The sequence below is a fragment of the Skermanella pratensis genome (genome assembly GCF_008843145.1).
In the GTDB taxonomy this organism is placed as follows: Bacteria; Pseudomonadota; Alphaproteobacteria; order Azospirillales; family Azospirillaceae; genus Skermanella; species Skermanella pratensis.
The window spans coordinates 2,527,456-2,542,677 of sequence record NZ_CP030265.1 but is presented as its reverse complement, the minus strand read 5'-3'; the positions used below and the strand labels follow the sequence as shown (position 1 = coordinate 2,542,677).

13 protein-coding genes are annotated in these 15,222 nt (G+C 67.6%); 12 read left to right on the top strand and 1 reads right to left on the bottom strand.

Annotation, left to right across the window (positions count from 1 at the left end):
• The first annotated feature begins 17 nt into the window (after positions 1 to 17).
• The 4 genes from DPR14_RS11520 to DPR14_RS11505 all read left to right on the top strand — a co-directional run bounded on the left by DPR14_RS11520 (position 18) and on the right by DPR14_RS11505 (position 4,568).
• On the top strand, positions 18 to 533 hold the full coding sequence (locus tag DPR14_RS11520; protein WP_158045261.1) for an RNA polymerase sigma factor: 516 nt from the start codon (positions 18 to 20) through the stop codon (positions 531 to 533).
• A gap of 130 nt (positions 534 to 663) precedes the next feature.
• Complete coding sequence (locus DPR14_RS11515; RefSeq protein ID WP_192499419.1) at positions 664 to 2,403, top strand: ABC transporter ATP-binding protein; 1,740 nt, start codon at positions 664 to 666, stop codon at positions 2,401 to 2,403.
• Positions 2,404 to 2,654: 251 nt separating this feature from the next.
• Entirely contained in the window at positions 2,655 to 3,575 is a 921-nt protein-coding gene (locus tag DPR14_RS11510) for a DMT family transporter (protein ID WP_246149193.1), read from the top strand.
• Positions 3,576 to 3,743: 168 nt separating this feature from the next.
• Positions 3,744 to 4,568: a 2-hydroxyacid dehydrogenase gene (locus DPR14_RS11505; RefSeq protein ID WP_211103968.1), complete on the top strand. Its 825-nt coding sequence runs from the start codon at positions 3,744 to 3,746 to the stop codon at positions 4,566 to 4,568.
• A gap of 38 nt (positions 4,569 to 4,606) precedes the next feature.
• Here DPR14_RS11505 and DPR14_RS11500 read toward each other — a convergent pair whose 3' ends face one another.
• Positions 4,607 to 5,566: a LysR family transcriptional regulator gene (locus tag DPR14_RS11500; RefSeq protein ID WP_158045259.1), complete on the bottom strand. Its 960-nt coding sequence runs from the start codon at positions 5,564 to 5,566 to the stop codon at positions 4,607 to 4,609.
• 253 nt (positions 5,567 to 5,819) lie between these two features.
• On the opposite strand from DPR14_RS11500, the gene DPR14_RS11495 reads away from it, so the two are divergent.
• From DPR14_RS11495 to DPR14_RS11460, 8 genes are all read left to right on the top strand, one after another.
• Positions 5,820 to 6,572 (top strand): class II aldolase/adducin family protein, encoded by a 753-nt coding sequence (locus DPR14_RS11495; RefSeq protein WP_158045258.1) that lies wholly within the window; start codon positions 5,820 to 5,822, stop codon positions 6,570 to 6,572.
• A 78-nt stretch (positions 6,573 to 6,650) separates the two neighbouring features.
• Positions 6,651 to 8,276 carry an ABC transporter substrate-binding protein gene (locus DPR14_RS11490; RefSeq protein WP_158045257.1) on the top strand — a complete coding sequence of 542 codons (1,626 nt, stop codon included), beginning with the start codon at positions 6,651 to 6,653 and terminating at the stop codon, positions 8,274 to 8,276.
• A gap of 54 nt (positions 8,277 to 8,330) precedes the next feature.
• Positions 8,331 to 9,308 (top strand): ABC transporter permease, encoded by a 978-nt coding sequence (locus tag DPR14_RS11485; protein WP_192499418.1) that lies wholly within the window; start codon positions 8,331 to 8,333, stop codon positions 9,306 to 9,308.
• A gap of 1 nt (position 9,309) precedes the next feature.
• The gene (locus tag DPR14_RS11480; RefSeq protein ID WP_158045256.1) at positions 9,310 to 10,152 is read left to right on the top strand and encodes an ABC transporter permease; all 843 of its coding nucleotides are present in this window, start codon (positions 9,310 to 9,312) and stop codon (positions 10,150 to 10,152) included.
• Positions 10,153 to 10,154: 2 nt separating this feature from the next.
• Entirely contained in the window at positions 10,155 to 11,843 is a 1,689-nt protein-coding gene (locus DPR14_RS11475) for an ABC transporter ATP-binding protein (RefSeq protein WP_211103967.1), read from the top strand.
• The gene (locus tag DPR14_RS11470; protein WP_158045254.1) at positions 11,840 to 12,838 is read left to right on the top strand and encodes a ketopantoate reductase family protein; all 999 of its coding nucleotides are present in this window, start codon (positions 11,840 to 11,842) and stop codon (positions 12,836 to 12,838) included. The genes DPR14_RS11475 and DPR14_RS11470 overlap by 4 nt, the downstream gene beginning before the upstream one ends.
• 14 nt (positions 12,839 to 12,852) lie before the next feature.
• Positions 12,853 to 14,145: a Zn-dependent hydrolase gene (locus DPR14_RS11465; protein ID WP_158045253.1), complete on the top strand. Its 1,293-nt coding sequence runs from the start codon at positions 12,853 to 12,855 to the stop codon at positions 14,143 to 14,145.
• Positions 14,146 to 14,157: 12 nt separating this feature from the next.
• The gene (locus DPR14_RS11460) at positions 14,158 to 15,222 is read left to right on the top strand and encodes a histone deacetylase family protein (RefSeq protein WP_158045252.1); all 1,065 of its coding nucleotides are present in this window, start codon (positions 14,158 to 14,160) and stop codon (positions 15,220 to 15,222) included.

Below are 15,222 nucleotides of genomic sequence, written 5' to 3'. Positions count from 1 at the left end.
GCATGATAAGGCTGACCATGCCCGCAAGTTTGAACGCCATCTATCTTGACAACCGCCACTCGCTTCTCGGGCGCGCCATGAGGGTCGTGCGCAATCTTCATACCGCCGAGGATGTGCTTCAGGAAAGCTACCTGCGGGCTCACAAGGCGGCGGAGAACGGGGCGATCGACAATGTGGGTGCCTTCCTTCACCGCACGGTCCAGAACCTGGCACTCGATCATTTGAGAAGGCGAAGGACTCGGGAACGCTTCGAAGTCTGCCCGCCCGAAACGTTCGATGCTCTGGAGATCGCGTCCGACAGCCCCTCGGCGGAGGAGCATCTGCTCCACCGCGAGCGCCTGGACAATCTCAAGGGCGCGCTCGCGACGCTTCCCGAGCGCGCGCGCAAGGTGTGGGTGCTCAACCGGGTCGAGGGCTGGTCCTATCCCAGGATCGCCGACCATCTCGGCGTATCGCAGGGCACCGTCTTCAACGACATGAAGCTGGCGATGGGCCATTTCCTCGACACGATCTCCCGCGCCGAACGGGATTGAGCGTATCGGGGCGGCAGGCCGGAGCCGGGTTGTTTTCGAAGACCGCGCCGCGTCGAACGTCTTAGGATCGGAGCCGCATGCCGCGGCTGCCATGTTCGTGGCCGTTGGCCGGCAGATTTCTTGAGGCCCCATGGTGTTGAAGGATTTCTTTAGCTATTACCGCCCGCACCGGCGGCTGTTCCTGGTGGATTTCGGCGGGGCCATCCTGTCCGGCCTGCTCTCCCTGGGCTTCCCGCTCGCGGTGACGGCCTATGTGGACCACCTGCTGCCCAAAGGCGATTGGGAACTGATCCTGCTGGCGAGCGTCGGCCTGCTGACGGTCTACCTGGTCAACACGGGGCTGATCGTGGTGGTGACCTATTGGGGTCATGTGCTGGGCATCAACATCGAGACCGAGATGCGCCGCCGGGCCTTCGATCACCTGCAGCGGCTGCCGCTGCGCTTCTTCGACGAGAACAAGACCGGCCATCTCGTCGCCCGGCTGACCAAGGACCTGGAAGAGATCGGCGAACTCGCCCATCACGGGCCAGAGGACCTGTTCATCGCCGTCATGACCTTCCTCGGCGCGCTGGCTTTGATGATGACGGTCCATGTGCCGCTGGCGCTGGTCACCCTGCTGATCGTGCCGGTGGTCATGGTGATCGTGCTGCGGTTCGGGCAGGACATGACGGCCAACTGGCATGCCCAGTTCGACCGCGTGGGCGCCTTCAACGCCAGGATCGAAGAGGTGGTCGGCGGGGCGCGGGTCGTGCGCGCCTTCGCCAACGAAGCCCACGAAAGAGCGATGTTCGCCAAGGACAACGGCCAGTACAAGCATGCCAAGCTCAACGGCTACCGCATCATGGCCTTCAGCCTGGGGCTGAATTATCTGGGCATGCGGCTGGTGCAGGTGGTGGTGCTCGTCGCCGGCACCTGGTTCGTCCATGCGGGAGACCTGAGCATCGGCGGGTTCGTAGGGTTCCTGCTGCTGATCAACGTCTTCTACCAGCCGCTGGAGCGGATCGCGGCGGTGATCGAGAACTACCCGAAGGGCATCGCCGGGTTTCGCCGATACCGCGAGTTCCTGGCCACGGAACCGGAGATCACCGATCTTCCCGGCGCCGTCGCCGCACCGCCGTTCAGGGGCGCCATCGCCTTCGAGGAAGTGGGCTTCGGCTACGACCCGGCACGCCCGGTCCTCGACGGCGTGTCGCTCTCGGTCCGCGCCGGGGAGACCGTCGCTTTCGTCGGGCCTTCCGGGGCCGGCAAGACCACCCTGCTGTCGCTGCTGCCTCGCTTCTACGAGGTCGACAGAGGACGGATAACGATCGACGGCCATGACATCCGTGACCTTACACTGGCGTCCCTGCGCCAGCAGATCGGCATCGTGCAGCAGGATGTCTTCCTCTTCGCCGGCACGCTGCGCGACAACATCGCCTATGGCCGCCTGGACGCGACGGAGGCCGAGATCCTGGAGGCCGCCCGCCGCGCCCGCCTGGACGGATTGATAGCCGACTGTCCCGATGGCCTGGACACGATCGTCGGCGAACGCGGCGTGAAGCTTTCGGGCGGACAGAAGCAACGGGTGGCGATCGCCCGCATCTTCCTGAAGAATCCCCCGATCCTGATCCTCGACGAGGCGACCTCCGCCCTGGACACGGAAACGGAGCGGGCGATCCAGGCATCCCTGCAGGAGCTGGCCCGCGGCCGTACATCCCTGATCATCGCCCACCGCCTAGCGACCATCCGCGACGCCGACCGGATCGTCGTGATCAACGGCGGCGGGATCGCGGCGGAGGGAGCGCACGAAAGCCTGATCCGGGCCGGCGGCCTTTACCAGCGCCTGCACGAGGCGCAGGATCTTGCTTTTCCGAACCGGATGAACGGATAGGTCCACGGGGTGACCGGACTTCGATCCGGCCACCCACGCGCGGATCTCGCCACCCGGGATTGCGCGTGGAGGCGATCCGGGGTGACGGTCCGGTCCAGCCCGTTTCCATTCCGGAAGCTGGTCAGGAAGCCTGCAAGGTTGCCATGCCGCCGGTGCCGGAACATTGTGTGGCAGAACATCAGCATCATGGCGATCCGAAGCGACAGCATGAAATCCCACGATTTGAAAACCGACGCCGGGGACGGCGGGTATTGACGCCGCAGGGGCGGAACCTCAGAGATGTCCTGACCGGATTTGCCTGGGCGGCGGTCACGGTGATCATCTTCGCCGGCTGGTTCGTCGTGACCCGGTTCGGCGTCACCCACGAATTGCGGGTCTGGGACATCACGGCGCTCCGGTTCGGGTTCGGCGCGCTGATCCTGCTGCCGGTCCTGTTCGGCCTGACGGGTCGGCTGCCGAAGGGCGCCTGGATCGAGGGACTTCTGTTCTCCGCCCTATGGGGGGCTCCCTTCGTCCTCCTCGTCGCGGTGGGGCTTCAACTGACTTCGGCCGCCCAGGCCTCGTCCGTCACGCCGACCATGATGCCCGTCTTTTCCGGAGCGATCGCTTGGCTGGCCTTGCGGGAGCGGCCGGACCGCAGCCGTCTTGCGGGATATGCCGCGATCATCGCCGGCCTCGTCGGGCTGACGATCGGCGCTTCGCTATCCGGCGCTTCCCCCAGCCCGGCGGGATTCGGCTGCCTGATCCTGGCGTCGGCCATGTGGGCGGTCTACACCTTGCGTTTCCGCCGGAGCGGACTCACCCCGATCCAGGCGGCGGCGCTGATCTGCTTCTGGTCGGCCGTCCTGTTCCTGCCGGCATACCTGCTGTCCGACCTCGCCCGCCTCGGCGACGCCCCGGTTCGGGAAGTGGTGGTCCAGGCCATTTACCAGGGGGTCCTGATGAGCGCGGTCGCCATCGTGACCTTCAACAGAGCGGTCTCCCTTCTCGGCTCGGCAGCGGCGACGGCGATCGTCGCCCTGGTCCCGGTGGTAGCATCGGTGATGGCGATTCCCGTTCTGGGAGAAGTCCCGACCCCTATCGAAGGCGTCGCGATCGCCGTCATCGTGGTCGGAGTGGCGCTGGCGGCGCGCCCGCCGCGGGTTCGGCCGGCGCCGGCTCCATTGCACTGACCCGAGCCGTCGGCTAACGTTTCGGGCATGAGAGCCATCATACTCCTCGCTGCCTCGTTTCCCGGCGAACTCCAGGACCGGATCACCGGGATCCATCCCCGCTACACGGTGACAGGCCCCTTCGACCCTCCGGTCGGGGCCGCCCTCGCGCCCGATGATGCGGCCACCGTGCGCGTGTTGGTGACGATGGGAACCCTGAAGACCGACGCGGCGGTGATGGACCGCCTGCCCTCCCTCGGCTTGATCTGCTGCTACGGCACCGGCTACGAGGGCGTCGATCTGGAGGAGGCGTTCAAGCGCGGGATCATGGTCACGCACAGCCCTGCGGCCAACGCTCCGGCGGTAGCCGACCACGCGATGGCGCTGTTGCTGGCCACCAGCCGGCGGGTTGGCATGGCGGACAGATTCGTGCGCGACGGGCTTTGGAGCGGGCATTCCGCGGCCCGGATGCCGCTTGTGCGAGGGTTGACCGGGCGCAGGATCGGCGTTTTCGGCTTCGGCGCGATCGGCCGCAGGATCGCCGCCCGCGCCGCCGCGTTCGAGGCGGAAGTGGCCTACCATAACCGCTCGCATAAGCCGGATGCGCCATACGCCTTCCACGAGACGCTGGAATCCCTGGCGGAATGGGCCGACGTGTTGATGGTCGCGGCGCGGGCCGATACCGGCAATCGCCATCGCGTCGGCCGGGACGTTATGAAGGCGCTGGGTCCGGACGGCATCGTGGTCAATATCGCGCGCGGGTCGATCATCGACCAGGAAGCCATGATCGAGTTGCTGCGATCGGGCGATCTGGGTGGCGCCGGGCTCGACGTCTTCGAGCACGAACCCACTGTGCCAGATGCCCTCAGGGCAATCCCTCACGCGGTCCTGACGCCGCATATCGGCGGCGGCACCCACGAAGCTCACGAGGCGATGCAAAGCCTCGTCGCCGCGAACATCACGGCGTTCCTGGCCGGCAATCCGGTGAGAACGCCTGTACCCGAGATCGCTTGACGCAACACGGATTCGGGCCGTGGTCCGGCCGCCGCAGCTTAGGTCGGCAGGCGCCGGTCGACGGGCAGATCCCGGATCTGGGCGAGCAGCATCTCACGGAAGGCGATCTCGGCACGGTTGAACCTCGACTGCGGATTCCAGATCAAGTGGACGTCCACCGGTGCCACCCCTTCATAGGGCGGAAGCTCCCACAGTTCGCCATCGGCGATGTCGCGGACTGCGGTGTGCTCCGGCAACGGACCGAGCCCGAGGCCGCAGACTATCATGCGCCGCACCTCCTCCAGGTTGGCGGAGGCACCGACGATTCGGCCGCCGAAACCTTCCCGCGCCCGGAACACCGCCAGCGGCGACAGGGTGCCGTCGATCTGGTCGGTGGTGAAGGACACGAAATCTTCCTTCCGCAGGTCGGCGACATCGAGGCCCTTGCTGCCGTAGAACCGGTGGCCGCGCCCGCAATACAAGCGATAGGTCTGGTGGATCAGCACCTCGCTCCGCAGTCCCGGAATCGGCTCGCGCATCAGGCAGATGCCAAGCGTGCCGATCTTCTGCTGCAGGGCGATGTGGATATCGGTCGAGGGGATGACGTCGATGCGGAACGTCACCTTCGGGTATCGGCCGTGAAACTCCTTCAGCACGCGGTCGAGCAGCACCGTCTGGATCCGGCTGGTCATGAAGATCCTGACATGACCGGAAATCTCCTCGTGTATTTCCCGCACCAGGATGCCGAAGCGGCTGATCGTGCCGTAGATGTCCACGACCTCCCGGTAGATCGTTTCTCCGGCCTCGGTGACGCGGAAACGGCCTTGCCCGCGCTCGATCATCTCCCGGCCCAGGCGCGCCTCGAGCCGTTTCAGCGCCAGGCTCACCGCGGGCTGGGTCAGGAACAGCCGGTTCGCGGCAGCCGTTATGCTGCCTTCCTGCACGATTACCATGAAGGTCCGCAACAGGTTCCAGTCGAGCTGGTTACCAAGCTTGTCCAGTTCGCGCTGCTGCGCCATGCGATGCGGGTCTCCTCACCCAGGCCATAAGTGCGGCTAAGGACGCGACCGGGTCATGACGGCGGAATCGCGGCCCATCCGCCCGGTGTCCGCCCTTCGGCAGTGCCGGAACGACTCCAGGCCCATAATCCAGATTTATGGCCGCAATGAGAATTCCCAATTTGCCCACCGCCGCCTTTCCTCTTCGTAATGGACGGGTCGCGTCGCCGAAGCCGTCGCCCCCGCCCTTCCGACCACCGCACAGGAGTTCTTCATGGCCTCGAGACAGGACAAGGTGTCGCCCGCGGAATGGAAGACCCGCGTCGATCTCGCGGCAGCCTATCGATTGTTTCACCTGCTCGGCATGACCGACCTGATCTACACCCACATGTCGGCCCGCGTGCCCGACCAGGAAGACCGTTTCCTGATCAACCCTTACGGCCTGATGTTCCACGAGGTCACCGCATCCAACCTGATCAAGGTGGACAGCGAGGGAAACCTGGCCGAGGATAGCGAGGGTGAAGCCAATCCGGCCGGCTTCACCATCCACTCGGCGCTGCACATGGCAAGGCCGGACATCGGGTGCGCGATCCACCTGCACACCCACGCCGGCATGGCGGTCAGCGCGCAGGCGGACGGACTCCTGCCGATCACCCAGCACTCGCTCCGCTGGTACAACCGCATCGCCTATCACGACTACGAGGGCATCGCACTGGACCACGCCGAGCGCGAGCGGCTGGCGCGCGATCTGGGGAACCACCATTCCATGATCCTGCGCAACCACGGCCTGCTGACGGTCGGCCGGGACGTGCCGGAGGCGGCGGTGCTGATGTATTACCTGGAGCAAAGCTGCCGCACGCAGATCGCGGCGCTGTCCGGCGGCCGGCGCCTGGTGACGCCCTCGCCGGAGGTCTGCGAGCATACCGCCCTGCAGTACGAGAAAGCCTACCCCCGCGCCGGCGTCCTCGAATGGGGGCCCCTGCTGCGCTGGGTCGACGGCCAGAGCGGCGACGGCTATCGGGCCTGACGCGGCCGGGGCCGACTGAAAAGACCGGTGCAGGAAGCTTCCGGCAGAAAAATCATGAACAGGGAATTGGAGAAGAACATGAGCAACCGACTGGCGTACTTGCGCCGACTAACTGCCTCGGGGGCCGTCGCGGCGGCGCTCCTTGCTCCCGCGGCACTCGTCGCTACCGCCGCGGGGCCGACCCTCGCCCAGGAACAGGTGCAGAAGGGCGGGACGCTCAACGTCATCGTCCAGCCCGAACCTCCGATCCTGGTCCTCGGCCTCAACCAGCAGGGCCCGACCCAGACGGTCGCCGGCAAGATCTATGAGGGCCTGCTGCGGTACGACCACGACCTGAACCCCATGCCGGGACTGGCGGAAAGCTGGGAGGTTTCGCCCGATGGCCTGACCTACACCTTCAAGCTGCGCCAGAACGCGAAGTGGCACGACGGCGCGCCGTTCACGACCAAGGATGTGGTGTTCACCACCTCCAAGTTCCTGCCAGAGGTCCATCCCCGCGCCCGCGCCAACTTCAGCCATGTCGAGAGCGTCGAGGCGCCCGACGACCATACCGTCACGTTCAAGCTGAAGCAGCCCTTCCCGGCCTTCTTGAAGGCCTTCGAGGTTTCCTCGGCCCCGATGATGCCGGCGCACATCTACGAAGGGTCCGACTACAAGCAGAACCCCAAGAACTCGACCCCGATCGGCACCGGGCCGTTCAAGTTCGAGCAGTGGGTCAAGGGCAGCCACATCCACCTGGTCAGGAACGGGGACTATTACCTCGACGGCAAGCCTTATCTGGACGGGATTTATTTCCGGGTGATCCCCGACGCCGCCAGCCGCGCCCTGGCTCTGGAGAGCGGCCAAGTCGACATCAGCCAGTACAACGACGTCGAGCCGTTCGACGTGCCGCGCCTGAAGGAGTTGCCGCATCTCACCATGACCACCAAGGGCTACGAATTCGTCGCCCCGCTGTCCTGGATCGAGATCAACACCCGCACGGCTCCGCTGGACGACAAGCGCTTCCGGCAGGCCCTGGCCCACGGGCTGAACCGCGAATTCATCCGCGACCGGATCTGGTTCGGCCTGGGGCGCGTCGCGACAGGCCCGGTCAATTCGGTCACCCCGTTCCATGAACCGGACGTCCCCGGATACGAGTACGACACCGACAAGGCCGAGGAACTGCTTGACGAGATGGGCCTGGAGCCCAACGGCAGCGGCGTGCGGGCCGAGATCACCCTGACCCCCATGCCCTACGGCGAGACCTGGGCGCGCCTGGGCGAGTACATCAAGCAGTCCTGGGGCAAAATCGGCGTCAAGGTGAACCTGGAGAGCACCGACGTGGCCGGCTGGGTACAGAAGGTGTCCAACTGGGATTATCAGACGACCAACAACTTCGTCTACCAGTACGGCGACCCGTCGCTGGGAGTGGCGCGGACCTACATCTCCGACAATGTCCGCAAGGGTGTGATGTTCTCCAACACCATGGGCTATTCCAATCCCAAGGTCGACGAGCTGTTCGCCAAGGCGGCGGTGGAGAACGATCCCAAGCAGCGCGGCGCGCAGCTCGGCGAGGCCCAGAAGATCCTGGTCGGGGACTTGCCGGTGATATGGCTGCTGGAGATGGAGTTCCCGACCTTCGTCAACAAGCGGGTGCACAACGCGGTGACCACTGCGATCGGCACGTCCGACAACTTCGCCGACACATGGGTCGAGAAGAAGTGACGTCCCCCAGCCAATAGCAGCCAGTAGGGCTCCCAGCGAAAGGGCTGAACGGCAATGGCCGCCATCGCATCGTTCCTGGGAAGGCGGCTGATCAAGTCCGTCTTCATCCTGTTCGCCATCGTGGTGATCAACTTCATGCTCGTGCGCGCCGCTCCCGGCGACCCGGCCATGGTCATGGCCGGCGAGGCCGGGGCCGCCGACCAGCAATATGTCGAGCAGCTTCGCGAGCAGTTCGGCCTGGACCGGCCGCTGTACGAACAGCTCGGAATCTACCTGGCCGACGTGGCGACCGGCGATCTCGGCTTCTCCTACCGGCAGCAGCGCCCGGTGTGGGACCTGATCGCCGACCGGCTGCCGCCGACGCTGATCCTGACCGGCTGCGCCTTCATCCTGGCGCTGACCGCCGGCATCCTGCTCGGCACCCTGGCGGCGATGAATGTCGGCCGCTGGTCGGACACGGCCATAACCGTGCTGGCGCTGCTCAGCTACGCGACGCCGATCTTCTGGGTCGGCCTGATGCTGATCCTGCTGTTCTCGGTCCAGCTCGGCTGGCTGCCCGCCTTCGGTTACGAGACCGTCGGCGGCGGCTACCAGGGGTGGGACCGCGTCACCGATATCGCGACGCACCTGATCCTGCCGGTCGTGACGCTGGGGCTGTTCTACATGGCGGTCTACGCCCGCCTGACCCGCGCCTCGATCCTGGAAGTGAGCGACATGGATTTCGTCAAGACCGCCCGCGCCAAGGGACTGACAGAGACGCGCATCGTCTTCAGGCACGTGCTGCGGAACGCCATCCTGCCGGTCATCACCTTCGCCGGCATCCAGGCCGGCCAGCTGGTCGGCGGCTCGATCCTGGTGGAGACGGTGTTCGCCTGGCCCGGCATCGGCCGTCTGGCCTTCGACGCCGTCCTGCAGCGGGACTACCAGGTCCTGCTCGGCATCTTCTTCGTGACCTCGGTGATGGTGATCGCCTTCAACATCATTACCGACCTGGTCTATTCCCTCGTCGATCCCCGCATCGAGGTGGCCTGACATGAGCCGTGACTTCTGGAAGGCCTTCGCGCGGAACCGCGGCGCCGTCGTCGGCCTGGCGATCCTGGCGCTGGTCGTGCTGTGCGCCATGTTCGCCAACCTGCTCTATCCGGACAGCCCGTGGGACATGGTCGCGATCCCGTTCCAGCCGCCCCTGTCGGAGGACGCGCTGCTCGGCTCGGACACGCTGGGACGCGACATCGCATCGGGCATCGTCCACGGCGCGCGGGTGTCGCTGCTGATCGGCATCGCCTCCACGGCGGTGGCGCTGCTGATCGGCGTCACGCTGGGCGCCACCGCCGGCTATCACGGTGGCGCCATCGACGACGCGATCATGCGCTTCACGGAGCTGTTCCAGACCATTCCCAACTTCGTGCTGGCGGTGGTCCTGGTCGCGATCTTCACGCCCAACATCACCAACATCACCATCGCGATCGCCATCGTGAGCTGGCCGCCGCTGGCCCGCTTGGCGCGGGGCGAGTTCATGGCGCTGCGCTCGCGCGAGTTCGTGCAGGCGGCCGTCACCACCGGCCAGGGCACCGGCACCATCATCCTGCGCCAGATCCTGCCCAACAGCCTGTCGCCGATCATCGTCGCGGCCTCCCTGACGGTGGCGACGGCGATCCTGCTGGAAAGCTCGCTGAGCTTCCTGGGCCTGGGCGACCCCAACGTCATGAGCTGGGGCTATATGATCGGCGCCGCCCGGACCGTGATCCGGCAGGCGTGGTGGATGAGCTTCTTCCCCGGCATCGCCATCCTGCTGACCGTTCTGGCGCTGAACCTCGTCGGCGAGGGGCTGAACGACGCCCTCAACCCGAAACTGGCCCGCAAGGGGAGGGCATGACCATGGCGCCTGGCGAAACAGCCGACGACGTCCTGCTCGACGTCCGCGACCTGACCGTCGCCCTCCCCCAGGGGGCGGAGCGGCCCCACGCGGTCGAGAATGTCAGCCTCCAGATCCGCAAGAACGAGATCCTGTGCGTGGTCGGCGAGTCCGGTTCCGGCAAGTCGATGACGGCCCACGCCATCATGGGCCTGCTGCCCAGGCCGCATGTCAGGGTCGCGGGCGGTCAGGCGGCCTATCTTGGTCGCGACATCCTGACCATGAGCGACGCCGAGCAGCGGTCGCTGCGCGGCGGCCGCATCGCGATGATCTTCCAGGAGCCCATGACGGCGCTCAATCCGCTGATGACCGTCGGCGACCAGATCGAGGAAAGCCTGAAGGCGCACTCCACCATGGACAGGGCGGCCCGGCGCGCCCGCGTCCTCGAACTGCTGGAGGATGTCGGCCTGCCCGACCCGGAACGGCTGCGGCGCAGCTATCCGTTCCGCCTGTCCGGCGGTCAGCGCCAGCGGGTCATGATCGCCATGGCTCTGGCGCTGGAACCCGACCTGCTGATCGCGGACGAACCCACGACAGCGCTCGACGTGACGACCCAGCAGCAGATCCTCGACCTGATCCGCAAGGTCCAGGCCGAGCGCCGGATGGGCGTCATGTTCATTACCCACGATTTCGGCGTCGTGGCCGAGATCGCGACCACGGTCGCGGTCATGCAGCATGGCAAGTGCGTCGAGGTCGGGCCGGCCGAACAGGTGCTGAACCGCCCCCGGCACCCCTACACCTGCGAGCTGATCGCCGCCGTTCCGCACTACATCGAGCACCGCGCCGACTTCACCAAGCGGGGAGACGCTTTGCTGACGGCGGAAAAGGTGCGGAAGGTCTTCCATATCGGCGGCGGCCTGTTCCGCAAGGGCCGGGCACTGGTGGCCGGCGACGACATCAGCCTCACCATCCATCCCGGCGAGACGCTCGGCGTGGTCGGCGAGAGCGGCTCCGGCAAATCGACGCTGGGCCGCTGCATCGTCGGCCTGCACAAGGCCGACGGCGGGCGCATCCTGTTCCAGGGCCAAGACTTGGCGGGGCTGAGCCGGAAGCAGTTCCGGCCGGTCCGCAAGGACATCCAGATGATCTTCCAGGACCCCTACGCCTCGCTCAACCCGCGGCACAAGGTGGCGGACATCATCGCCCAGGGGCCGGTGGCGTTCGGGGAACCGAAGGCCAAGGCGGCGGCGAGGGCGCGCGAACTGCTTCGGCTGGTGGGATTGCCGGAGAGTGCCGCGGACCGATATCCGCACGAGTTCTCCGGCGGGCAGCGCCAGCGCATCTCCATCGCCCGCGCGCTGGCGCTGGAGCCCAAGCTGATCATCGCGGACGAGCCGGTGTCGGCCCTCGACGTGTCGGTGCAGAGGCAGGTGCTCGACCTGCTCGACGAGATCCGCCACCGGCTGGGGCTGGCGATGCTGTTCATCACCCACGACCTGCGGATCGCCGCCCAGGTCTGCGACACGATCGCGGTCATGCAGCGGGGCCGGGTGGTCGAGCTGAACACCGCGCGGGAGGTCTTCCAGAACCCGCAGCATCCCTATACCCGGACCCTGCTCGACGCGATCCCGGGCAAGGCGTGGGAGATCCCGGAGAGCCTCCGGCACCGGCACGGAACTTCCGGCACCGTCGGCCGGGGAGCGTTGGCATGAGGAAGATCGCCGTCGTCGGGGCGGGCGCCGTCGGCTGCCTGCTGGCCGCCCGCCTGACCACGACGCCGGCCGAGGTGATCCTGGTCGCCCGCCCCAGGACCGCCGAGGCGATCGGCCGGAACGGGATCACCCTGGCGACGCCGCTGGGGCGCGTCTCCCGCGTGCCGGTCCGGGTGACCGACGACGCCCTGTCGGCCGGGCGGCAGGACGCGGTTTTCCTGTGCGTGAAGGCCCATGCGCTGGGCGGCGTGCTCGACACGCTGGCCAGCCTCGCCGGGCCGGAGACCGTCGTGGTGCCCATGGTCAACGGCATCCCCTGGTGGTACCCGCTCGGCCAGCCGGAGCCGCTGGGCTCGTACCGGCTGAGATCCGTGGACCCGGACGGCACCCTTTGGCGGTCCATCCCGGCGGACCGGCTGGTCGGATCCGTCACCTGGGTCTCGGTCGAGGGCGGGGACCCCGGCCGCATCGGCCATGTGAACGACCAGCGCTTCATCTTCGGCGACCCGCTCGGCCGCAGGACGGCGGCGGTGGAAGGGGTCGTCGAGCTGTTCAGCCTCGCCGGCTTCCAGGCGCGCGGCAGCCTCGACATCCGCTCCGACATCTGGACCAAGCTGTGGGGCAACCTCGCCTTCAACCCGTTGAGCGCCCTGACCGGCGCCACCATGGGGGCGCTGTGCGTCGATCCCGGGACCCGCACGGTGGCCAGGACGCTGATGGAGGAGGCCCGCGCCGTGGCGGAACGCCTGGGCGTACGGTTCACCGCCGACATCGAGGCGCGCATCGCGGCGGCCGCCGCGGTCGGCGACTTCAGGACCAGCATGCTGCAGGACATGGAAGCCGGCCGGCGGTTGGAGATCGAGGCGATCGTCCGCGCCGTCGCCGAACTTGGAACGCTGGTCGGGGTGCCGACGCCGACCGTGGAGACGGTCGCGGCACTGGTGGATATGCGAGCCCGGCAGCGGGGCAACGGTCCCGCCGGCATGGCGGCCTGAGCGAGGGAAACATCATGTCGGACCGATCCCCCACACCACGCCCTGGCCCCTGCCCCATCGATGGCGAGCGCCTGTGGGGCATGCTGATGGAGATGGCCGCCGTGGGCGCCACCCCCAAGGGCGGCAGCCGCCGGCTGACGCTCACCGACGAGGACGGGGCCGGGCGCGAGCTGTTCCGCTCCTGGGCCGAGAGCGCGGGCTGCACGGCCGTCACCGACGCGATCGGCAACCTGTTCGTCCGGCGGCCGGGCCGCATCCAAGGCCTGCCGCCTGTGGTGATGGGCAGCCATCTCGACACCCAGCCGACCGGCGGGCGCTTCGACGGCGTCCTCGGCGTGTTGGCTGGCCTGGAGGTGCTGAACAGCCTGAACGGCCGCGGCATAAGGACCGACCATCCGGTCGAGGTCGCGGTCTGGATGAACGAGGAGGGCGCCCGCTTCTCGCCGCCGATGATGGGGTCCGGCGTATGGGCCGGCGTCTTCGGCGAGGCGGAGATCCTGGACAAGATCGCGCAGGACGGCGCCCGGCTGGGCGACGAGCTGGAGCGCCTGGGCTGGCGCGGCACGGCTCCCGCCGACCATCGCGCCAATTCCATGGCGGCCTATTTCGAACTGCACATCGAGCAGGGCCCGGTCCTGGAGCATGAGGGGATGGAGATCGGCGTCGTGACCGGCGCCCAAGGTCAGCGCTGGTACGAGGTCACCGTCACCGGGCGGGAGGCCCATGCCGGCCCGACGCCCATGCGCCTGCGCAAGGACGCGCTGGTGGGCGCCGCGGAGATCGTCGGCCTGGTCCGCCGGATCGGCCTGGAAAGCGGAGACGAGGCCTGCGCCACCGTCGGCATCCTCGACGTGCAGCCCCATTCCCGAAACGTGATCCCCGGCCGGGCCTTCCTGACCGTCGACCTGCGGCACCCCGACGATGGCATCCTTGCCGGCCTGGACGCCCGGTTCCGCGAGGAGGCCGCCACCGTCTGCGAGGGGCTCGGCCTCGGCGTCGAGGTCCGGGAGTTCTGGAGATTCCCTTCCACCCCCTTCGCCCCGGAACTGGTCGGGCGGGTGCGGGATGCGGCCTCCCGGCTCGGTTACCGGTGGCGCGACATCGTGTCGGGCGCCGGCCATGATGCGGTTTACGTCGCCGACGTCTGCCCGGCGGCCATGATCTTCGTCCCCTGCGAGGATGGCATCAGTCACAACGAGGCGGAGAACATCAGCCCTGAGGACGCCGAACGCGGCTGCGCGGTCCTGTTCGAGGCCGTCGCCGCCACCGCCATCAACGCCGCCGTCGCCGGCCGGCCGTCACGATAACGGAGAATTCCGATGCTCTGCTTCCACCATCCCGACACCGTGCTGCACCGGCCGCCGCAGTTCCTCGTGCGCGGCCAGCCCAGACCGGTGCCCGAGAAGCCCGAGCGCGTGCAGGCGGTGCTCGACGCCCTCGGCCGGCGCGGCGACCGTCTGGAACAGGCCCCGGACGCGGGCGCGGCACCCCGGGCCGCCGTGCATTCGCCGGAGTACCTGGCCTTCCTCGAAACCGCCCACGCCCGCTGGACGGCCCTGCCCGACGCCTCGCCGGCGGTCATTCCCAACGTCCATCGCGGGCCGGACATGCTCTCCTACCCGTCCAGCGTGGTCGGCCAGGCGGGCTTCCACATGAGCGACACGGCCTGCCCGATCGCCGAGGGAACCTGGGCGGCCACCAAGGCGGCCTCCGATTGCGCCGTGGCTGCGGCAAGAACGGTCGCCTCGGGCGAGGAGGCGGTGGCCTACGCGCTCTGCCGTCCGCCGGGGCACCATGCCGGCCGCGACATGGCGGGCGGCTTCTGCTACCTGAACCATGCCGCCATCGCGGCGCAGGAGGCGCTTCGCCTGCTGACGGCGCGCGGCCTGCCGCCGCGCGTGGCGGTGTTCGACGTGGACGTCCATCATGGCAACGGCACCCAGGCGATCTTCCGGGACAGGGACGACGTGTTCTTCGTGTCCGTCCACGCCGACCCGATGGAATTCTATCCCTTCATGGCCGGCCATGCGCACGAGCGCGGGACCGGCCGCGGCGAGGGCTTCAACCTCAACCTGCCCCTGCCGCTCGGCACCTCCGAGGACGCGTTCCTGGCCTCGGTCGAGGACGGCCTTGCCGCCATCGGACGGTTCGCCCCGTCGCTGCTGGTCCTGTCGCTGGGCTTCGACACCTTCAAGGACGATCCCCTGGCGGCATTCGGCGTGACCACGCCCGGCTTCGGCCGGCTCGGCCGCACCATCGCGGTGGCGAATCTGCCGACGGTGCTGGTCCAGGAAGGCGGCTACGCGGTCGACCACCTCGCCGCGAACCTTGCCAGCTTCCTGGACGGGTTCGAAGCCGTCCACGGCATATCTTCCACCCCCTGA